Genomic DNA, 19,454 nt, shown 5'->3' on the forward strand with positions numbered 1-19,454 from the left:
TCCTTCATCAGGAGCTTCCCTACTCCACGTCCACGCCATTCTGGTTTTATTGCGGTTCCGCCATTCCAGGCTACTTTTTTACCTTTAATCATTCGCCAGCCGGTCAGAATAAACCCAATAGGTGCCTCGTCTTCAAAGGCCACAATAGATAAATCAGGAGAAAGCTCATCCTTGCCTAACCGTTTCAGAAAAGAGTTGGTATCGACCTGAATATCAACGAAATATTCAGAAAATCCTGCGTTCCAAAGCTGCACCGCTTCTTCAAAAGTAAGCTGACTCAATCGTTTAAAAGTAATCATCTTCATCCCCCTTTAATCAATAATAAGCAAATCCAAAAGAAACGATGCTTCTAAATTTGAAACTATCGCACAAAAACAAGTTTATTCTCTCATTGGATTCTTCTTTGTTCAACTAAGTCTGATAAAAAAAACTTATTTATCAAAAAAAATTGAATGAATATTCCTTTATAATTAACAATGAGAAAAAAGCAAATAAAAAAGGAAATACGGCTTCTCCCATATTCCCCTTACACTATTCACTGCTTCATACCTTCTGAACAACTCCACAGCCTCGACTTACAAATTGATAAACACTATCCGTAAGCTCCATAATATCGTAATTTTGGTCGTTCATCACCCAGTTAGTCATCAAATCATCGACAACTCCAAAGACCATTCTACGGGTTACTTTAACATCTAATTGAGGGTCAAATTCTCCATTTTCAATACCCAGCTTTAATATCTTATCAATCATAGATAGATAATCCTTTAGGATCTTGTTAATTGTGCGCCGTACTTCTTTGTCAGAATGCCTCAATTCTAATTGAGTTACCATAGCAAAATGAGGATTATTCGAGAATCGTGAAAAATGACCTTCTACAAATACTCGTAGCTTATCGGTCGCCTTAGTCGCACAATCTATATCAGGAGACATTTCTTCTAGAAACTCTGTAATTTTATCTTCAAATAACGACAACAAAATGTCTTCCTTATTTTTAAAATATAGATAGACGGTACCGTCAGCAACGCCAGCTCTTTTAGCAATCTTTGACACATGGGCCTGTTGAAACCCATTTTCGGCTATAACTACTGTTGCAGCCTCAATAATCTTTTTATACTTTGGTTTTAATTTCCGCACTTTGAACCCCTCGCCTACTCCCCCACCAATGTTTATTAAAAAACAAACCAAAGTCCGCTTTCCCAACTATCCCGAGAATCAGCCCATCTTCATATAACTTCCCCTAATTTCTCTATGAAGGATAGTGAATCTAGAAAAATTTTGATAAGTAAAAAAGCCTTCTCCTAGATGCAGAGAAGACTTTTATACGACTATAGTAAAATGATATAAATAACCCCAAAAATACTAACTATACCTAATCCAAATAGTAAAGCTATTCCTTGCACGTCGAGATCCTGTTCCTTCCACCAAAGCTGCGCATATCGCTGACACTGAATGCGTATCCACTCCATAGAAAGTCCCCCTTTCTCTCAACATATTCATTAGAGAAAAAGAAGAGCTAGACGTTTAACTGATAACGTACACCTATCTTTCTTTATGCTTGCGGTTCCTTAGAATAATGCTCAACAATTTGTTCACGTAAAGCACGTTTTAGGAATTTACCTACAGATGTTTTAGGAATCTCCTTCACAAATAGTACGTCATCTGGTAGCCACCACTTGGCAAATTTAGGTTCCAAAAAGGCAAGAATCTCGTCCTTTGAAACGCTTTTTCCCTCTTTTATTACCACGCATGCTATGGGTCGTTCTCCCCATTGAGGATGAGGTACACCCACGCATGAAGCCTCTAATATGGACTCATGTCCCATTAAAGCATTTTCCACATCTACAGAAGAAATCCACTCCCCTCCACTCTTAATTAAATCCTTTGTACGGTCGACTAGCTTCACAAAACCCTCTGCATCCACAGTAGCTACGTCTCCCGTATGTAGCCAGCCATCTTGGAATGTCTCTTCACTACGTTCATCTTTATAATAGCTATCCGCAATCCATGGGCCGCGAATTAACAGCTCACCCATCTCTTCACCATCCGCCTTCACTTCTCCATGAGGACCAACTATCTTCATCTGAAGTCCAGGAACCAGCGTTCCTTGTTTGCAGAGAAGATCTAATTTTTCTTCTTCAGATAGCTCCGCCTCCTGATAGCTTTTTAACTTAGAGCATGTAACCAACGGACTGGTTTCCGTCATCCCATAGGCAACATAGAAGGGAATGTTAAATTTTTTGCGATACGTTTCTACTAAACTGCGTGGGGAAGCAGATCCACCACAGACAACTGCTCGCAAACTTGAGGTTTCGTATCGGCCATTCTCTAATTCCTGTAAAAGACCTAACCAGATCGTTGGTACTCCCGCCGTAATACTTATTTTTTCTGTTTCAATCAGATGAGCTAAGATTTGAGGCGTAAAACGTGGGCCCGGCATCACCTGCGTACAACCAAACCAAGTAGCAGCAAAAGGAAAGCCCCACGCATTTACATGAAACATGGGAACTACTGGCATTGCAATATCTTGTTCAGCTAATGCTAATGTATCTGCTAGCCCTAGAGACATAGAGTGTAATACAATTCCTCGATGAGAATAGATAACACCTTTTGGATTCCCTGTAGTAGCAGACGTGTAACACATACCTGCTGGATCGTTCTCTTGGATGTCAGTTGGATATTGATAGGAAGGGTCTGCTTCGTTTAACAGCTGTTCATAGGAATAAAGAGGTTCTAGGCTGGAGGCAGGCAATTGATCGTGATCAGTCATCAGTACATATGCCTTTACAGTGTGTAAGTGATCTTTTAGTTGCTCGATTAATGGAAGAATGTCATCATCTATCAACAATACCTGGTCTTCTGCGTGATTGATGATGTAGACGATGTGTTCAGGAGATAAGCGGATATTAATGGTATGCAATACCGCCCCCATACTAGGAATGGCAAAGTAGGCTTCTAAATGTCGGTGATGATTCCACGCTAGAGTCCCTACTCGTTCTCCTCGTTTAATACCTAGTGATTCAAGTGCGCTAGCCAAACGTCTAGTTCTCTCTGCAATCTCTGTGTAGGTGAATCGATAGATACCCGTAGATGTACGTGATATTACCTGTTTTTTGCCAAACATTTTTTCTGCTCTTTCCATCATAGGCGCAAGTGTTAATTGTGCATTCATCATCGCAAACTCCCCCTATTCTTTTTGCTTTTGGGACCGGAGCTCTTCTAGTTGCACGAACCGCCTTAAACGTTTGCTTCTGAATATTCATTCTTGCTAATTCTTGTTTTTCCTTTCCCAAGTCTTAAAGAAAGTTGTAGAATAGTACAGATAAACAATTGTATATTTCTGCCACAAAAAGGAGAATGTTAGCTATGGAGATTATTGTTAAAATATCTACAGAACAGCAATGGAATACTGCCCAAGAGCAAGGTACATATCTGCATCCATCCCTAGACACGGAAGGATTTATTCACTGTTCTACTCCAGAGCAATTTGAAGGTGTTGCTAATCGAATCTACAAAGGACAGCAGCATCTACTGCTCTTAGTGATTGATCCTACTCGACTTAGCTCGGAATTAAAATATGATCTAGCTAAAGACGGCCAATTGTATCCACATATTTATGGTCCTCTCAACTTAGATGCCGTCATTCGAGTAATATCGTTTTCATCTGACAAAAAAGGATATTTTTCCCTACCTGCCGAACTTTCTTCCTTGTAACGAAAGTAAAGTTATAAGAAGGGAAGTGTCAGAATGAACCCCGTTCAACAATTTTTTGTCAAGCAAGTGCCTTTTGCAAAAACCATTGGAGTTACCATCACACACATATCACCTGGTGAAGCATGTGCTCAGCTCCCCTTTTCACCTTCTAATGTAAATCATGTCGGCACCATACATGCTGGTGCCCTATTTACGTTAGCTGAATCGGCCGCTGCTGCTTCCATTTTATCCACCTTTTCTGACTTAGTTCCTCATATTCTGCTACTGGTAACCAAAAGTTCTATCGAATACTCTGCACCAGCTCAAGGTGATATTGTAGCGATAGCTTCCATTTCCAAAGAGACAGAACAATTGGTTCGTAACACACTTGTACAACCCAGCGATCGGATACGTTTTACAGTACACACTGAAATCAAGCGAGAAGGTACCGATGAAATAAGTGCATTGGCTCACTTTGAGATGTATATGAAACGTAACGAAGACGGTAGACAATAGGGCTATCAACGTTACTAACACTGGATGAGACAGGTCGTGAATGATATGAATTTATTTTCTTCCGGTAACGATACGTTATTTCAGTCACTTATTGCCGAATCCCCGTTAGGCATCATTAGCGTAGCGGATACTGGTCACATCCTTAGCTGCAACCATGCAGCCAGTAGCACGTTTGGCTACCGGGAAGAAGAGATCATCGGCAAATCCTTTCCTATCTTATTTCCAACCATTCATGGATCTACCTTTCATTCTTTATTTCAACAAGAAAACCAATCTATTCCGTCCTATAACCAGGAATGGATTGGTCTACATAAGAATGGAGCTAGCTTTTCCATAGATGTACACACAACAATTATCACAAATAGTACTCCACGAATTCTTGCTATCTATATCAAACAAAATCAGGACCAAAAATCGGATCTTTATCAATCCTTGTTTGAGCAGAATCCCTTCCTTGTTTATTCGACGGACTTACAAGGCAGAATTTTCAGTTTAAACCATGCGAGCGAACAGATTTTAGGCTACTCCGCACATGAGTTAATTGGCCGTTCTTATCAAGATTTAATGATGTTTGAGGAAGATCGAACAGCTGAGAGCATCCGATTCCGTCGTGTTCTTCAAGGTGGACATTACAAGCTAGAGATCCCCTTTTGCAATAAACAAGGACATCTCATCTACATTTGCCTGATTAGCTTTCCTAAAGTATTTGAGTCACAGGTAGTAGGTGTCTATTTTATGGGGTTCGATATTACTGCTCGAAAGCAAACAGAGCGTGCCCTCATGATGGCTCAGGAGGATTTGAAAAATACGCTCCAAATGCAAAAAGGTATGACCTTTAAATTCATTAAATCTGGTAAGGAATTTATCTATACAATGGCAGATGGGGAATTGCTGTATCGTCTAGGTCTCACACCAGAATACGTAGTAGGTCGACGTATGCAAGATGTGCTCCCGTATCTACAAAGTAAACGCAGCTACTACGAAAGGGCTTGGCAGGGAGAAACTGTTACCTACGAAGAAAATGTAGTAGGTGTCTGCTATGTAGCTTCCTTGCGCCCAATTATCCGCAATGATCGTGTGGTCGAGGTAATCGCTTCATGTATTGATATAACTGAACGAAAAAAAGCAGAAGAAGAACTACGCTCAACCAAAGATTTACTTGAATCTCTGTTTACCAACTCAACCGATGCGATTTATGTCTTGGATTTAGATGGTACTGTATTACGTATAAATCGTGCCTTTGAAAAAATGTATGGTTGGAGTAGTGAAGAAGTGATTGGTCGTCCTTTGCATGAGTTTCTGCCAAATGATTCACAGCAGATGATTTTCGTTTGCCGTGACAAGCAGGAAAATAATTACATCACCAGTTATGAAACACATCAAGAGCGAAAAGATGGTAGCAAGCTCTATGTCAGCTTAAGCCTATCTCCTATTCATGATGTAACTGGAAAAATTGTAGGAACAGCAACTATTTCACGGGATATAACAGAACGAAAAGCAACCGAGCAACTATTACTTAACTCTGAAAAATTGTCTGCTATCGGCGAACTAGCTGCTGGGGTAGCCCATGAAATTCGCAATCCCTTGGCAGCTCTACGCGGATTCGTACAATTGCTACGTTCATCAGTAAAGGATTATCAACCTTATTTTCAAATTATGCTGACGGAATTGGATCGTATAAACATGATTGTTAGCGAACTCTTAGTTCTATCAAAACCGCAAGTATTACGTTTACAGCAAAAGAGCCTGCATCAGCTGTTGACCAGCGTTGTTCTGCTTTTACAGACACAGGCAATTATTAGCAACGTCCAGGTACTATTAGATTTTGGTGATGACGATCCCTATGTAGAATGTGAGGAAAACCAATTAAAACAAGTATTTATCAATTTACTTAAAAACTCATTGGAAGCAATGGATAGTGGTGGCATTATACAAATTTCGGTAAGTACAAAAGAAGATAGTACTTATATTCAAGTTATCGACCAAGGTTGTGGAATTCCTGATGAGCTTATCTCTCAGTTAGGACAACCGTTCATCTCTACAAAGGAAAAAGGAACTGGGCTGGGTTTAATGATTACCCAAAAAATCATAAAAGAGCATCGTGGTAATTTGTCTATAACTAGTGAAGTAGGCAAAGGTACAACAATCACAATCCGACTACCACTCGCTCCCCCCCAAGCCTCTAAGTAATAGCGGTCAGACGTATTACCATGCATGCCAGAATTACCTGCTTCCTTGGTGTTCCTCTATGATCAATTAATTAGAGCCGATTTCGCCAATCTTGTAAGAGTAAGAGGAACGGCTCTTATTTTTATCACCCTCCTAACAATTAATAAAGACTAGTATTGAACAAAAAGCTTTCATGACTTAAAGTAAAGATAACGTTTTCCTTTTTCATCCCTAAATGGAAGAATGTGCTCCAGTTTTTAAGAAGGTAGGGTGGTTTTTTTACATGAGTAACTTGAAAGCTCTCCCGTTCTTTTCCTCTGTATCGCATCAGGATATCCTTGATCATCTACCAACAGGAGTCATTCAGATCGATAGTAGAGGAATCATCGTTTATACGAACAACGTTTTACTCCAATGGATTGGGTATGCAGAGACAGAATTGATTGGTAGGCCGCTACAAGAGTTTTTTCCTGCTTTTACACTGAGAGATTGCGAAGACGAGAAATCCCCTATTGAACGGCATTATGAAATCAACACGATAGATAACGGCTCGCTTTATGTAAAAACTTTAATTCAGTCCTACAAGAAGCAGGGACAAACGGCTCATCTCCTTCTCATTAGAAAGTTGGGCAAAAAAACGAAATGGCGTAAAATTTTCGAAAAGTTCAAACAAAATCATTCACATCTTTCACCTGACGATGCTTACATGACCCTAGATATTACAGGGGCTTTTCGAGATGTGAACGAGAAATGTAGTGTCTTAACTGGCTACACTGGGTCTGAATTATTACAAAAAAATGTCTATGACCTGCTACAACCAGATTATTGGAATGAAGCAAATCATATCTATGAACGCCTTCAAACAGGGACTCCATTTGCAACTACTCTTTCCATCCGGCATAAAAAGGGACATCCCGTGTGGATACAGGTTATGTTTCTCCCCTTGCTTGCCTTAGATCAAATCGTCGGTATGCAGGGAATGGCAAAAGAGATTTCACACGAGCATTTGTTAGAGGAAGCATTATGGGAAAGCCAACTTAAGTATCGGATTCTAGCAGATTATTCTTCAGATCTCATTACTTTTCTAGATTCACGCGGTAAAGTAGTCTTTGTTTCTCCCTCCCATGAACATATATTCGGACACCCTCTGCAAGACTACTATCAACAACACCCATTTGACTATCTTCATCCTGATGATATCCCTCATTTACGCAAATGGTTTTATCATATATACGAATCAAAACAATCGGATGCTGAACCTATAGAATTCAGGGCCAGACATCATGATGGACACTTTTTATTTATTCGAATTTCCTGTATTCCCATGCTTAGTAAAGACGGAGATATTCTAGGCTTTGCCATCATCGGAGAGAACATACACAATCAAAAACAAACCGAGAACCTCTTACGTCAATCTGAAAAACTCTCCCTTATTGGAGAATTAGCTGCTGGTATAGCTCATGAAATTCGCAATCCGCTTACGGCTTTGCGAGGATTCACTCAGCTTTTGCAAACCCACCCTGAAGACAGCAGTAAATATACAGACATCATGCTAAAGGAATTAGATCGCATCCATTTTATTGCAAATGAATTATTACTGTTAGCTAAACCACAGGGATACCAATTAGCAACGAATGATATCCTCTCTTTATTGCAGGATGTGATTACACTATTAGAGTCGCAAGCTATACTAGCTAATGTCACCATCTCTACTCACTGGGAAACAGATATTCCCTACCTTCTCTGTGAAGCCCGTCAGTTAAAGCAAGTATTTATCAATATTATTAAAAATAGTGTAGAAGCTATGCCCTCTGGAGGTTGCATACACATTGAGGTAAAAAAACTAGAGCAACATGTAGTAATCCGCTTCTCGGATGAAGGCTGCGGTATACCTCTGTCTACACTAGAAAAAATAGGAAAACCATTCTATACAACCAAAGAAACCGGAACTGGGCTTGGGCTCATGATTAGTTCCAAAATTATTCGTGAGCACAATGGCACCCTACAGCTACGAAGTGAAATGAATCAGGGAACTACCATTGAGATTACCCTACCCTACATGTCATAGTAACAAGGGAATTCTAGAGAACATGAGGCTTTTCATTTTTCAGAGATAAGAGTCTCTCTATCCCTTGTATAACTGTTACCATAAAAAAATCACTCCCTAGTCAATACATAGGGAGTGATTTTGATTGCGTCTAAATAACTTTTTTTACTTCTTCTCGGTATCCTCGAAGACAGGTTGTTCTATTTTACTGATGTATTTAATATCTGCATTTTTCACTAGAGTATGGATCCATTGATCAAAAAACTCTTTTTTGTGTTCACTCATTGCCTTCTCTTTTACTTTATCTTTTACATTTTCATAAACAGCGTTTTCACCAAATTCTGTTTTATGCTGTTCAAAATATTTCTTAATTTCTTCGTCTTTCAATGGAATTGATTTAGCAAAGGCCTTCTCAGAAATCTCGCTCATCTCTAAATCCTTACGCATGTCTGCTTCCGTAATTTTCTTGCGGTTTAAGAACTCCTCAAATTCTTCTTTCGTGCCCCAGCTTTTTTTAATCTGTTCTATTTCAGCATCTATTGCTTTCTGATCGGCCTGCACCCCAAGCTTTTTCGCTTCTTGTCTTATAACGATTTCTTTGATTGCATTTTCCATAACCTTTTGCTGACCTTTAGGGGTAAAGCCATTAATTACACGATCTTTCGTGATTGCCTCACCATTAACAGTAGCTACTGCTGGTTCTTTTGTTTCCTGCTTACCTGTCACGCCTAGTATAACTAAACCTACTACTAGGATTGCAATAGTAAGCATGGTTGCGTCAAATTTTTTCATCATTCTACTCCTTTTGCCATTCTATACTTTCCTTCATATTCTTCACCTAGTGTAACATAAAAGAAATGAGAACTTGTGTAAAAAATATGGAATCCGTGTAAGAAACTCAAACAAAAAACAACCTAACCATGTCAGGTTGTGTAAACTTCTCCTGTTATGTTTCTAGGAAATACTGTAATCCTATGAATGGCGACGTAGCAGTTGAAGTTGGACAATGTAGGTATCTAGCTGTTGACTTATATGTACTACCCGTGAATCGACAAAATTACCTTTTTCTTTATAAGCCTGAATCATGTCTGATCGTAAAATTTCAATTGTTGATTCTAACGTTACCTCTTCCATAACACCCTCCACACGTATACTTTCCTTACTTAGTATAGGTATGTTTCCAATTGTTTACTAGTAAAACCTTTCGACTTTCCCTGTAAAAACATGCGAGAGCTTGTCACAATTACTCGCATTTCCCTAATCAAAAAAACTTTACTGGGATGCCTTACCTATTTTCGAGAGAAAGCGCCAGCATTTTCTACTAAACAGACTCTTTCGACACTTTCCCTCTCATTGTTTAATTCCCTAATATATCCTAATTCAGTTAGTCTAGCAATTGTTTTAGATGCTCGCTTCGATCCCATTCTTTTTGTAAAAGTTCCTCCAAATCACTAACAGAACCCTTTTTATACATACCGTACCGAACCATTCTTCTCACTCCATGTGGAAAAGTTAAGTCATGATACAGTATCCATTGATCCGCCTGGGACAGAGCATTTTTAGATAAATATTGGTCTATTAAGGTAGTAAAAGCTTCTCTGCTCCACTGGCTCTGTTTTTTCACGAGCAAATTCACCAACCGTTCCAAATCTTTAGAGGGAAAATCATGACGGGTAAATTCCCAATCAATTACCCAAAATTGCCCTCTTCGTTTAAAGACATTCCCCCGATGAAAATCACCATGACAAATCCATTGTTCGGCAACTGATCGGTATTTCAAATTAGCATAATAGCTAGACCTTTGTAATGCTTGGTAAATCTGATGACCAGCCACCTGAAAATATGGGAGATACTCACACATCACCTGTTTTCGTTCTGAGGAGCTGTTCTTGTTTCTTTCATACCATCGTTTCAAATAACGAAGTCCTGATTTATATTGTTCATCCCAATTATTCAATCCCATGTATTTTTGGCTCATGGGAGTACTAAACCCATAAGATGCACGATGCAATTGGCCTAATAAAACACCACGCTCCCATATATTATCTACGGTGGTTTCACCCATGTTCGGATCAGCTGATGGATCGCCATAAATGTACTGTTGCATTAAATAATATTGATTTTCCCAAGTAAAATAACGCTTTCCATCGGCTGTAGGTAAAACAATTGGAATATAGATACCAGTATTCCGAATTTGATCCTCTACTGCTAGGATAAACAGTAATCGTTCCTCTTCCAGAATGATCCTCTTCAGGACGTAGTCTCCCTTTGATGTTTTCAAATGGATTACGATTGTTCTCCCCGTATCATGCAAAATTTCTGTTTCTAGGATTTGCATACAATACGTATGTTCCACGGCTTTCCTTAAATCCGTGTTCAACAGAATCACATCCAATCTGTTCATTCTCCTTCATCATACGCCGAGAAGATGAGAACGGATGGTGAAAACAGACGGAAATAAGCACCCATTTTTTCTTCAAAAAAACTCTCTATCACCTATCGTGACAGAGAGTTTAAAAATGTAAGATGAGTAGTTGGTTTTAGCTTTGGTTGAAGCATAGCTTGAAGTGAAGCTTTAGGATGGATTTCTAGACGGTGAAGAGTATACATGCCTTGCTTCTGGGTTGTCTTACTAGGTACAGTTGTAAACGCCATTTTATATCCCACTTCGCGTACCATTGGCAACATAGCACGATTAAATCCTCCATATGGATAAGCAAGGATGTCTATATTTTTATGTAGTTTAGCTTCCAACAAGGCCTTGGACAGAGCTAATTCCTGATAAACAGCATCAGGTGATAATTTATCTAGATGAGCATGCGTCATTGTATGTGATTGAAAGTCAATTAATCCACTGCTGTGCATTTCGTTCATATGATCCCAGGTCATAAAGGAAGGTCTTCCTACTGAACCAGCTGTAACAAAGATTGTCGCTTTTTGCTTATAGGCTTGAAAAATTGGATAGGCGATCAGATAATTGTCGTCATACCCGTCATCAATTGTTATCACAACGGCCTTGTCTGGCACAGGCTTTCCTTCATTATAGTATTGAAGTAATTCAGTTGCTGTCAGAGTCTGATATCCTTCATCCTGTAACCATTTCATTTGTTCCTCAAACTCTCTAGGAGGTACGCAGTACGGATTATCCGGATTATCCGCAATGGAATGATAAATCAATACAGGAATCCCCTTCATTGAGTATACGGCTCCCACAGAAGCTGGAAGTATCAACATCAATGCAATTACTTGCAAAAATAAAATCACTTGCTTCATCAAAACATCTCCCATTGGTTATAAATTACTCTTTTTGTTTTGCCTTTGCTTTGGCTTTCCCCAATTTTAAACGCGCATGCATTCGTTCTGCTTCTCTCTCTGAACGAATGTAATTATGTTTGAGTAATAGATATTGTTCAATCTCACTCAACAGATAAAAAAGTGATGCCCTCACTTCAAATTCTTCACGTGTAACAGGCAAAGGCTCTTGACGTACGCGTTCCCTTATTTCTCGAATACCATCCAAATATACGTATGACGTGTTGCCTGGATGGATTTTTACACTCAACTCATCAAGAAAATCAGCAATCTGTTTTCCCTGTGGAACCTGTAAAGAAAGGCTAGAAACTATAGGCAGCATGCGCTCTAAGATATCAAATTGTTTCTCCCGTATACCAAAATAACGATAAATGGTCGATTCGGGTCGCAACAAATTATTTTCAACAATCAGTAAGGAGAGCTCTTTTGCTTTTTTAATCAAGATAGGTGTTTCCACCATTTCTGATCCTGGCCATCCATCTTCCCCATGGCGTAAATAGCCTGCCAATTCCTTTAAAATTACAGAAAAGTTTTTTTCTACCTTTTGCTGAAGCTCCCACAATTCCTTATCCTTATTAGGCATATATAAATTCATAAGGAGCCCGATTCCTATACCGATCGTGACCAATTGTATTTCGTTCCATAAGAAGCCCCAGCTCAAATCCTGTTTCAAATAGATATGTAGCATGATGACACAACTGGAAATAAATCCCTCAATTACACGTAAGCGCACTAATGTCGGAATAAAAATCAACATCAACATCGTGATGGTGAAAGCATGAAATCCAACCAGCTTAAAGAACAGAAAGCTAAAAACCATAGCGAGTAAGCATGCTAGAAAGCGGTCGATGGAGACGCTTAACGAACGCTTTCGCGTAATTTGAATGCATAAGATGGTTAATGTACCTGCTGAAGCGTAGAACTCTAGTCCAAGTAATTGAGCGAGAAAAATAGATAATCCAGCACCAATTGCTGTTTTCAGTGTTCGGTAACCAATATAAGGCATCTATTGCCTCCTTTCTTCCTCTTCTCCTCACTATACTATAAGCTCTCTACCTTTATTGGAAAAAGATAAAATCTTTTTGAGTAAATAAAAAAAACGGAGCGACTGTTTAAGTCTCCCCGTTTTTCTTTTCTATTCCGTTCTACTCAATTTCAAACTGTACCGAAACAGTTGTTTCTACTTTAATTTGTCCAGGAGCGATTGAACTGCCTCGTGCTGCTGAATCCTGCATCGATAATTCGCTCTTCGCTAGCATATAGGGACGTTCTATGACATTGCTCTCTGAAATGGTTAGTACTTTTTTCACTGTCACGCCAGATGCCTTTGCTAACGCCTCTGCTTTAGCTTTTGCATTTTGCACAGCTAGCGTTAAAGCTTGCCCTTCATATTTTGCTTGTTTATCTGTGCTCAGCTGAACCGAATCAATTCGATTAGCGCCAGCTGCCGACAGCTTATCTAACAAATTACCAATCTTATCTAAATGTCGATACGTTACCTTCACAATATGCTGGCTTTGGTAACCTGTTAGGACAGGACCTGCTTTATCTTCGTAATTGTATTGTGGACTGGTTGTAAATTGAATGGTCTGAATTTCCTTCTCAGATAACCCCTCTTGTTTCAACACCTTTTCCACTGCAGCAAAAATTTTTGCATTCTTTTCTTGTGCTTCCTTCGCTGTTTTAGCATTCGTCTCTACTCCTACTTGAAGATAAGCCACATCTGGGTCAATAGAGATACTACCTACTCCTGTAACACTAATGTTGCGGATTATCTGTGCTTCTTGAGCATGTACGGCAGGTACAGAAGCCAATAAACTCCCCCCTGTTAACAATCCAACCGTCAGAAAGGATGCTACTACTTTATTCATTGCTTTTTTTCTCATGATTATTGCCACCTTTCACTCATGCGCTACACTTTTTCAGCATTCTGCCAATCTACGCATTATCTGAATATCTGCTTTGACGAACCTATTGTTGAATTCGTTTCAACAGAAAAGATCACGCACTGCCTCGTGTGATAAACTTCAACGGAAGTTCTACCTTTCTAGTGACGATTGTTCTATCCTTTAGCTTGTTTCCCCGCTCAGGAATTTGTTCGATAAATAACTGAAAAGCAACCTTTCCTGCTTCAAAGCTAGGTACATTCATGGTTGTTAGATCAAGGATGCTCGCCAACGGTAAATTATCAAAGCCGATAATAGCCAAGTCCTCAGGGATGCCCCATCCTAGTTTTTTTGCTTCTGTTATCATACCTGCTGCCGGTAAATCACCTGCTACCATAATCGCTTGTGGACGTTCTTTTAGCTGAGCCAATCGCTGCACAACCTGCGAACCATCCTCCATCTGATAGCAATTTTCAAAAATCCATTCTGGTCGAACGCATTCTCCCAAATCGGCAATACCTTCCAAATAAGCCTGCATACGTTTTTTTCCATTATGAGTTCCACTGGTTCCAAGAGAAAAACCAATTTGTCGATAGCCTTTTTCTACTAGATAACGAAAGCATTCCTTCGTACCTTTATACCGATCAACATGTACATAAGAAATAACTTCACTATCTACTTTCTCACAAGCAACAATAGGTCCATAGGAAGCGTACGACTCTACCATTTCCCATTTGCCTTTTCTTGAAACAATGATCACCCCATCTATTTGCTTCGATTTCAGCATATCCAATACACGCTTTTCTTCATTTTGATCATAATTGGTCTGGCATAAAATTAATCGGTAATTATTCACTAGTGCTTGTTCAGCAATTCCTTCCAACACCATTCCAGCAAAGGGATGATTGACAAACGGTAAGAGGACCGCCACCATACCTGTTCTCCCCTTTACCAAATGAACAGCGTTACTGTTCGGCGAGTAATTAAGCTTATGTACGGCATCCCAGACTGCCTCACGCTTAGCTTCCTGTACATAGGGATGATTGTTAAGAACCCGTGATACGGTTGTAATAGATACACCTGCTAGCTCAGCTATCTGTTTTATATTAGCCATGTGTCATCCCCCCTCTCTCCATTGTAAAATAAGCTGTTTATAGATGCTATGTTCTCATTGTTCTCTAGAAAATCTGAAGAAATTACTTGACCTGAAATGCTTTTCATATTGTAAGGTTAGTCTTGTTAGTATCACTTGGTGTCGGCGTGACCTCTGGGCGTTACGACACAGTGATATCACTTAGATCAACTAGAGAAAAGCGGAGGAAATCCAAGTGGAGAGAAAAATCGTATTTTTTGATGTAGACGGAACCTTACTTACCGATGATAAGCAATTGCTAGCAAGCACACGCGACGCTGTACGTCGATTACGTGAAAATGGAATCTATACGGCTATTGCTTCTGGTCGTATGCCTAAGCAATTAGAAGATATTTGTAGGGAATTAGACATCCATTCTTATGTTTCTATAAACGGTCAATATGTTGTGTTTGAAGGAGAAGCAATCTATAGTAATCCAATCTCGATGGAGCAATTAACAGATTTAACGAACCTTGCCGACAAGCACGGTCACGTTCTCACCTATGTAAATCATGAAATGTTATGTGCCAACCATCTTAACGATCCTCGTTTGGACGAAATTTATGGTGAGCTGCAATTGGCTAAACCTTTGCTTGATCCTGATTATTACAAGCAAAACCCGATCTATCAAAGCATCATCTTCTGCTCACCGGAGCCTGCAAAAGAGTACGTAGAGCGTTTCCCGCAGTTAGGCTTTATTCACTGGCATGATTATGCCTTAGATATTATTCCATTAGGAAGCTCCAAGGCAGTCGGTATTCAGAAAATGCTGGAACACGGTAAATTTTCTCTTGAACACACCTATGCCTTTGGTGATGGTCTAAATGATTTAGAAATGCTTGAAACCGTAGGACACGGTGTGGCTATGGGCAATGCCGTTGCAGAAGCAAAACAAAAAGCCCGCTATGTGACAGCACATTGTAATGAGAATGGGATTGCAAAGGGGTTAGCTATGTTGGGATTGCTAGACTAATTTATAATAAGAGCTTCCTAAAAAAGCCGTTTTCTCTTTATACAGAAAACGGCTTTCTCTATTATTATCTTGTTACCTGTTTTATTTTATCAATCATCTGATTCGGTGTTAATCCATTTAATTCAGAAATTCCTTGTCCTTCCAGAGCAACCGTTCTTTCCCCGAAGATAGGATAGATTCCTTGCCATTTATCTACGGTTGTGTAGGAATTGGAGTCCAATTTTTTTAAGAATAAAAAATATTCACCATCCCCAAGCGCCCCAGGATACTGTAAATTTAAAGGGTCCCTAGCCACAGGTTTAGGTTCCAATCCATAAAAGATAACCCGTACTTGGCTCCCTATGTTCCCCTTTAGTGTCGTTTTTACTTGAAAGGTTTGTGTATATTTGACAACTCTTCTTCCTTGAACAGATCGGTCTGTAGCTTGCTCATTAATGGATTCCAATGCTGTTGCATGAATAATAGCCTGGGACTCATTGGTTAGTTCTTTGACGGAACGGATTTTTAGTTCATTTTGGATGACTTGGGTGTGCTGTTCTCCCCGAAGAGAGTTCGCCGTATCTCCGCCCCATCCTGTGTATCCAATCATCAATACCGTAAGCATCCAACTGCTGTACCACATGTTGTGCCTCCTGAACTCTCATATTTGCTGTTATTATGTGTTAGCACAGTAAGAATATGTACGAAAGTTCTGTGTAACCGGTTACACCTCGGAGGCAATCAACCATTGTACCTGCCATTCTTGACATTTTTCTATCCATTCCTCTGGTATTTCTCTATCACAAATAATCGTCTGGATGTCTTTTATGTCTGCAATTTTATAAAAAGTCTGTAATTCCAATTTAGCCTGATCACAAAGCACGATACATTTCTTTGAATTCTCCATAAATTTCCGGACTAAAAAAGCTCGTTCAGCATCATGATGGCTCATTCCTTTTTGTAAGGATAATCCATCTACACACAAGAAAGCTTTATCTGCATGGAAATATTCCATCATTTTTTCTGTCATCAATCCGCATACACGTGCATGCTTTTGATGTACCTTCCCACCTAAAAAATAAATATCTCCTGAAAACTCATCCCTTTTCTCTTGCAGAAAAAAGGCTTGTAGTAATCGTACAGAGCAGGTAATGATCGTCACGTCTTGTTTTTCTAATAAGTAGGGCAACATATATAGTGAAATAACCCCGTCATCTAGCACTACACTTTCACCATGCTGTACTAAATTTGCTGCTGTCTGCGCAATTCCTTTTATGCTGCTATAACAAATTTCTGAGTCATCTTTATAAGAAAGTAACTCAATGTCTCCACCAACTTTTACGGCTCCTCCATAAACTCGCTTGAGCCTCTGCTCTTGTTCCAGCTCTTCTAAATACCGACGTACGGATTCTGAAGAGACTTGTAGCTTTTCTACTAGCTCTGTTGTTTTTACTTTTCCTTCTTGTTGTAGTAGTTCTAAGATGAGCTCCTTTCGTTCCTCTCCTACTAATGACACACCAACCGCCCCTTTTTCGCCACTTTTTGTTATTGTAACTCAACTTTTGTTATTCAGATAGACTTTTGCTTAGATAGTAGAGAAACTATTACTAGAAATAGCCCACAAGGATTTTTGTAAAATGTTTTCTCCTATCATACTTCATAAACAAATACTTTACAAACTTTTGTTTAAGTGATAAACTTTTGTTTGAAAGGAGGAGTGTCATATGGATAAAGAACAACAAATCTTGCACTACATCCGTTTGAATCCCTTCATCAGTCAACAAGAATTAGCCAATAAAATGGGAATTTCCCGCTCAGCTGTAGCAGGGTATATTGCCACTATGATGAAACAAGGCCAAATCAAAGGAAGAGCCTACATTTTAAAAGAAGAAGCTTCCATCACTTGCCTTGGGGGTGCCAATCTGGATCGCAAAGCTCGCAGTAAACAACAAGTCAAGCTGCACTCTTCCAATCCAGTTAGCATCTCTTCATCATGTGGAGGGGTTGCCCGAAACATTGCCGAAAATTTGGGACGTCTTGGTTGCGTTACCTTGCTTATTACAAGCGTAGGTAATGACAAAGAAGGTGAATGGGTTCTTGCAGAAACCAAACAGCATGGCGTAGACGTTAGTCAATCCTGGATGCTCTCCTCTGAACAAACAGGTACTTACACAGCACTACTAGATGTAGATGGTGAAATGTACGTTTCCCTAGCAAACATGGATATTTATGAAAAAGTAACAACCGAGATGGTTGCTGAGAAATGGACTCATATCGTTGCTTCCGACATTGTGCTTCTAGATACGAACTTACCTGAGGAAGTGTTGGCATACATGATCACACGTTGCCACGATGAGAACATTACTTTGTATATTGATCCCGTCTCTTCTGCCAAAGCGAAAAAATTACCAGAATCCCTCATGGGTGTCACAAGCATTTTACCTAATCAGGAAGAAGCTGAGATTCTATCTGGCATGAAGATTAACAATGTAGAGGATGTAAAAACAGCTTGCCAGTTGATTCGTAAACGCGGTGCTCTCAATGTCATCGTAACCATGGGTGAACAAGGCATTTTTGTGTCCTCCCCTGAGCATGAGGTTTTACTTCCACCATATCCAGTGGATGTAGTAGATGTTACCGGTGCTGGTGATGCCTTTGCTTCAGGTTTGCTGCATGGTGTTCTACATGGTGAAGAGCTTTTAGATGCTTGCCGCTTAGGTCTTGCTGCATCAGCTCTGACGCTAGTAACAGAACAATCTGTCTCTCCCGAATTACAGCCGGAAAAACTATATCAGTTCGTAAAGGAGAATGCACAATGAAAAACTACTTAACTTTTACTGAAGAGGTTGCACACGCCCTAGAAAATAAATTACCGATCGTCGCTTTGGAAACAACCATTATCTCTCACGGTATGCCGTATCCACAAAATATTGAGATGGCTAAAAAAGTTGAGCAAATCATTCGCGATAACGGTGCTGTACCAGCTACTATTGGTATCATGGATGGCAAAATTAAAATTGGTCTTACCGATCAAGAATTACAAGAATTCGCTACTAACAAATCCGTCGAGAAAGTAAGCCGCCGTGATTTACCTTATATCCTAGCAACAGGTAAAATTGGAGCGACCACTGTTGCAGGCACTATGATTGCTGCTGAACTAGCTGGTATCGAAATGTTTGCTACAGGTGGTATTGGTGGAGTTCACCGTGAAGGAGAAGTAACGTGGGACGTATCTGCTGACCTAACAGAATTGGCGAATACTAGCGTAGCCGTGGTTTGCGCAGGTTGTAAATCAATTCTAGATATCGGACGTACTTTGGAATACTTAGAAACACAAGGTGTACCAGTAGTTGGTTACAAAACAGACGAATTCCCTTCCTTCTACTCCCGTAAGAGCGGCTACGGCGTTGACTTCAAATTGGACACGCCTGATTCAGTAGCTTCCGTAATGGATACGAAATGGAAGCTAGGTATGCAGGGTGGAATGGTTATCTCCAATCCTGTACCAGAAGAATCTGCTCTTCCATACGATCAGATTGAAGCTGCAATCCAGCAAGCATTAGCTGAAGCCAAAGAAAATAATATCGCTGGTAAAAAAGTAACACCGTTCTTGCTTTCAAAAGTAAAAGAACTAACAGCAGGCAAAAGCTTAGAAACCAACATCGCACTTGTATATCACAACGCAGAGGTAGCTGCTAAGATTGCAGTTGAATACAAAAAGAAACAACATCAATAAGCTAGTAAAAA

The 19,454-nt window shown here is 39.7% G+C and carries 20 protein-coding genes (1 of these 20 cut by a window edge); 7 read left to right on the forward strand and 13 right to left on the reverse strand.

Annotation, left to right across the window (positions count from 1 at the left end):
* The 4 genes from ACQV1I_RS21230 to ACQV1I_RS21245 all read right to left on the reverse strand — a co-directional run.
* On the reverse strand, positions 1-299 hold the 5' end (the start) of the coding sequence (locus tag ACQV1I_RS21230) for a GNAT family N-acetyltransferase (protein ID WP_116334971.1). It extends 598 nt beyond the left edge of the window; the window shows 299 of its 897 coding nt (coding positions 1-299); the start codon lies at positions 297-299; the stop codon falls past the left edge of the window.
* Between the two features lie 244 nt (positions 300-543).
* Positions 544-1,137 carry a TetR/AcrR family transcriptional regulator gene (locus ACQV1I_RS21235; RefSeq protein ID WP_116334980.1) on the reverse strand — a complete coding sequence of 198 codons (594 nt, stop codon included), beginning with the start codon at positions 1,135-1,137 and terminating at the stop codon, positions 544-546.
* 191 nt (positions 1,138-1,328) lie between these two features.
* Positions 1,329-1,469, reverse strand: coding sequence for a hypothetical protein (locus ACQV1I_RS21240; RefSeq protein ID WP_176452425.1), 141 nt, complete (start codon positions 1,467-1,469; stop codon positions 1,329-1,331).
* Between the two features lie 83 nt (positions 1,470-1,552).
* Positions 1,553-3,175: a long-chain fatty acid--CoA ligase gene (locus tag ACQV1I_RS21245; RefSeq protein WP_094701005.1), complete on the reverse strand. Its 1,623-nt coding sequence runs from the start codon at positions 3,173-3,175 to the stop codon at positions 1,553-1,555.
* A gap of 191 nt (positions 3,176-3,366) precedes the next feature.
* Between ACQV1I_RS21245 and ACQV1I_RS21250 the strand changes: the two genes are divergently transcribed.
* From ACQV1I_RS21250 to ACQV1I_RS21265, 4 genes are all read left to right on the forward strand, one after another.
* A complete protein-coding gene (locus ACQV1I_RS21250; RefSeq protein ID WP_018673781.1) occupies positions 3,367-3,714 on the forward strand; it encodes a DUF952 domain-containing protein in 348 nt (115 codons plus the stop codon).
* Positions 3,715-3,747: 33 nt separating this feature from the next.
* A complete protein-coding gene (locus ACQV1I_RS21255) occupies positions 3,748-4,209 on the forward strand; it encodes a YiiD C-terminal domain-containing protein (RefSeq protein ID WP_094701004.1) in 462 nt (153 codons plus the stop codon).
* A gap of 45 nt (positions 4,210-4,254) precedes the next feature.
* A complete protein-coding gene (locus ACQV1I_RS21260) occupies positions 4,255-6,399 on the forward strand; it encodes a PAS domain S-box protein (protein WP_104065039.1) in 2,145 nt (714 codons plus the stop codon).
* A 262-nt stretch (positions 6,400-6,661) separates the two neighbouring features.
* Positions 6,662-8,446 carry a PAS domain S-box protein gene (locus ACQV1I_RS21265; RefSeq protein ID WP_116334970.1) on the forward strand — a complete coding sequence of 595 codons (1,785 nt, stop codon included), beginning with the start codon at positions 6,662-6,664 and terminating at the stop codon, positions 8,444-8,446.
* 144 nt (positions 8,447-8,590) lie between these two features.
* Here ACQV1I_RS21265 and ACQV1I_RS21270 read toward each other — a convergent pair whose 3' ends face one another.
* From ACQV1I_RS21270 to ACQV1I_RS21300, 7 genes are all read right to left on the reverse strand, one after another.
* Positions 8,591-9,217 carry a SurA N-terminal domain-containing protein gene (locus ACQV1I_RS21270; protein ID WP_236645893.1) on the reverse strand — a complete coding sequence of 209 codons (627 nt, stop codon included), beginning with the start codon at positions 9,215-9,217 and terminating at the stop codon, positions 8,591-8,593.
* Positions 9,218-9,397: 180 nt separating this feature from the next.
* A complete protein-coding gene (locus ACQV1I_RS21275; protein ID WP_003340731.1) occupies positions 9,398-9,559 on the reverse strand; it encodes an aspartyl-phosphate phosphatase Spo0E family protein in 162 nt (53 codons plus the stop codon).
* A gap of 250 nt (positions 9,560-9,809) precedes the next feature.
* The gene (locus ACQV1I_RS21280; protein WP_236645892.1) at positions 9,810-10,829 is read right to left on the reverse strand and encodes a phosphotransferase; all 1,020 of its coding nucleotides are present in this window, start codon (positions 10,827-10,829) and stop codon (positions 9,810-9,812) included.
* A 92-nt stretch (positions 10,830-10,921) separates the two neighbouring features.
* Positions 10,922-11,698 carry a polysaccharide deacetylase family protein gene (locus ACQV1I_RS21285; RefSeq protein ID WP_116334968.1) on the reverse strand — a complete coding sequence of 259 codons (777 nt, stop codon included), beginning with the start codon at positions 11,696-11,698 and terminating at the stop codon, positions 10,922-10,924.
* A 25-nt stretch (positions 11,699-11,723) separates the two neighbouring features.
* Complete coding sequence (locus ACQV1I_RS21290; RefSeq protein ID WP_018673774.1) at positions 11,724-12,743, reverse strand: aromatic acid exporter family protein; 1,020 nt, start codon at positions 12,741-12,743, stop codon at positions 11,724-11,726.
* 139 nt (positions 12,744-12,882) lie between these two features.
* Positions 12,883-13,623 carry an SIMPL domain-containing protein gene (locus ACQV1I_RS21295; protein ID WP_018673773.1) on the reverse strand — a complete coding sequence of 247 codons (741 nt, stop codon included), beginning with the start codon at positions 13,621-13,623 and terminating at the stop codon, positions 12,883-12,885.
* A gap of 115 nt (positions 13,624-13,738) precedes the next feature.
* The gene (locus ACQV1I_RS21300; RefSeq protein ID WP_116334967.1) at positions 13,739-14,737 is read right to left on the reverse strand and encodes a LacI family DNA-binding transcriptional regulator; all 999 of its coding nucleotides are present in this window, start codon (positions 14,735-14,737) and stop codon (positions 13,739-13,741) included.
* A 214-nt stretch (positions 14,738-14,951) separates the two neighbouring features.
* Here ACQV1I_RS21300 and ACQV1I_RS21305 point away from each other — a divergent pair, with 214 nt between their 5' ends.
* Complete coding sequence (locus ACQV1I_RS21305; RefSeq protein ID WP_116334966.1) at positions 14,952-15,728, forward strand: Cof-type HAD-IIB family hydrolase; 777 nt, start codon at positions 14,952-14,954, stop codon at positions 15,726-15,728.
* 64 nt (positions 15,729-15,792) lie between these two features.
* Here ACQV1I_RS21305 and ACQV1I_RS21310 read toward each other — a convergent pair whose 3' ends face one another.
* Together ACQV1I_RS21310 and ACQV1I_RS21315 are read right to left on the reverse strand one after the other, a co-directional pair.
* Positions 15,793-16,350, reverse strand: coding sequence for a hypothetical protein (locus tag ACQV1I_RS21310; protein WP_116334965.1), 558 nt, complete (start codon positions 16,348-16,350; stop codon positions 15,793-15,795).
* Between the two features lie 81 nt (positions 16,351-16,431).
* The gene (locus tag ACQV1I_RS21315; protein ID WP_018673769.1) at positions 16,432-17,223 is read right to left on the reverse strand and encodes a DeoR/GlpR family DNA-binding transcription regulator; all 792 of its coding nucleotides are present in this window, start codon (positions 17,221-17,223) and stop codon (positions 16,432-16,434) included.
* Between the two features lie 208 nt (positions 17,224-17,431).
* Here ACQV1I_RS21315 and ACQV1I_RS21320 point away from each other — a divergent pair, with 208 nt between their 5' ends.
* Both ACQV1I_RS21320 and ACQV1I_RS21325 read left to right on the forward strand, forming a co-directional pair.
* Entirely contained in the window at positions 17,432-18,526 is a 1,095-nt protein-coding gene (locus ACQV1I_RS21320) for a carbohydrate kinase (RefSeq protein WP_116334964.1), read from the forward strand.
* Complete coding sequence (locus ACQV1I_RS21325; RefSeq protein WP_116334963.1) at positions 18,523-19,443, forward strand: pseudouridine-5'-phosphate glycosidase; 921 nt, start codon at positions 18,523-18,525, stop codon at positions 19,441-19,443. The genes ACQV1I_RS21320 and ACQV1I_RS21325 overlap by 4 nt, the downstream gene beginning before the upstream one ends.
* Positions 19,444-19,454: the final 11 nt, after the last annotated feature.

The organism is Brevibacillus sp. JB24b, assembly GCF_051713385.1.
Lineage (GTDB): Bacteria > Bacillota > Bacilli > Brevibacillales > Brevibacillaceae > Brevibacillus_B > Brevibacillus_B laterosporus.

Bases quoted from the DNA above. Each gene is read 5' to 3' on its own strand.
- ACQV1I_RS21240 (WP_176452425.1), bottom strand. From the start codon at position 1,469: ATGGAGTGGATACGCATTCAGTGTCAGCGATATGCGCAGCTTTGGTGG.
- ACQV1I_RS21245 (WP_094701005.1), bottom strand. From the start codon at position 3,175: ATGATGAATGCACAATTAACACTTGCGCCTATGATGGAAAGAGCAGAA.
- ACQV1I_RS21250 (WP_018673781.1), top strand. From the start codon at position 3,367: ATGGAGATTATTGTTAAAATATCTACAGAACAGCAATGGAATACTGCC.
- ACQV1I_RS21255 (WP_094701004.1), top strand. From the start codon at position 3,748: ATGAACCCCGTTCAACAATTTTTTGTCAAGCAAGTGCCTTTTGCAAAA.
- ACQV1I_RS21260 (WP_104065039.1), top strand. From the start codon at position 4,255: ATGAATTTATTTTCTTCCGGTAACGATACGTTATTTCAGTCACTTATT.
- ACQV1I_RS21265 (WP_116334970.1), top strand. From the start codon at position 6,662: ATGAGTAACTTGAAAGCTCTCCCGTTCTTTTCCTCTGTATCGCATCAG.
- ACQV1I_RS21270 (WP_236645893.1), bottom strand. From the start codon at position 9,217: ATGAAAAAATTTGACGCAACCATGCTTACTATTGCAATCCTAGTAGTA.
- ACQV1I_RS21275 (WP_003340731.1), bottom strand. From the start codon at position 9,559: ATGGAAGAGGTAACGTTAGAATCAACAATTGAAATTTTACGATCAGAC.
- ACQV1I_RS21280 (WP_236645892.1), bottom strand. From the start codon at position 10,829: ATGAACAGATTGGATGTGATTCTGTTGAACACGGATTTAAGGAAAGCC.
- ACQV1I_RS21285 (WP_116334968.1), bottom strand. From the start codon at position 11,698: ATGAAGCAAGTGATTTTATTTTTGCAAGTAATTGCATTGATGTTGATA.
- ACQV1I_RS21290 (WP_018673774.1), bottom strand. From the start codon at position 12,743: ATGCCTTATATTGGTTACCGAACACTGAAAACAGCAATTGGTGCTGGA.
- ACQV1I_RS21295 (WP_018673773.1), bottom strand. From the start codon at position 13,623: ATGAGAAAAAAAGCAATGAATAAAGTAGTAGCATCCTTTCTGACGGTT.
- ACQV1I_RS21300 (WP_116334967.1), bottom strand. From the start codon at position 14,737: ATGGCTAATATAAAACAGATAGCTGAGCTAGCAGGTGTATCTATTACA.
- ACQV1I_RS21310 (WP_116334965.1), bottom strand. From the start codon at position 16,350: ATGTGGTACAGCAGTTGGATGCTTACGGTATTGATGATTGGATACACA.
- ACQV1I_RS21320 (WP_116334964.1), top strand. From the start codon at position 17,432: ATGGATAAAGAACAACAAATCTTGCACTACATCCGTTTGAATCCCTTC.
- ACQV1I_RS21325 (WP_116334963.1), top strand. From the start codon at position 18,523: ATGAAAAACTACTTAACTTTTACTGAAGAGGTTGCACACGCCCTAGAA.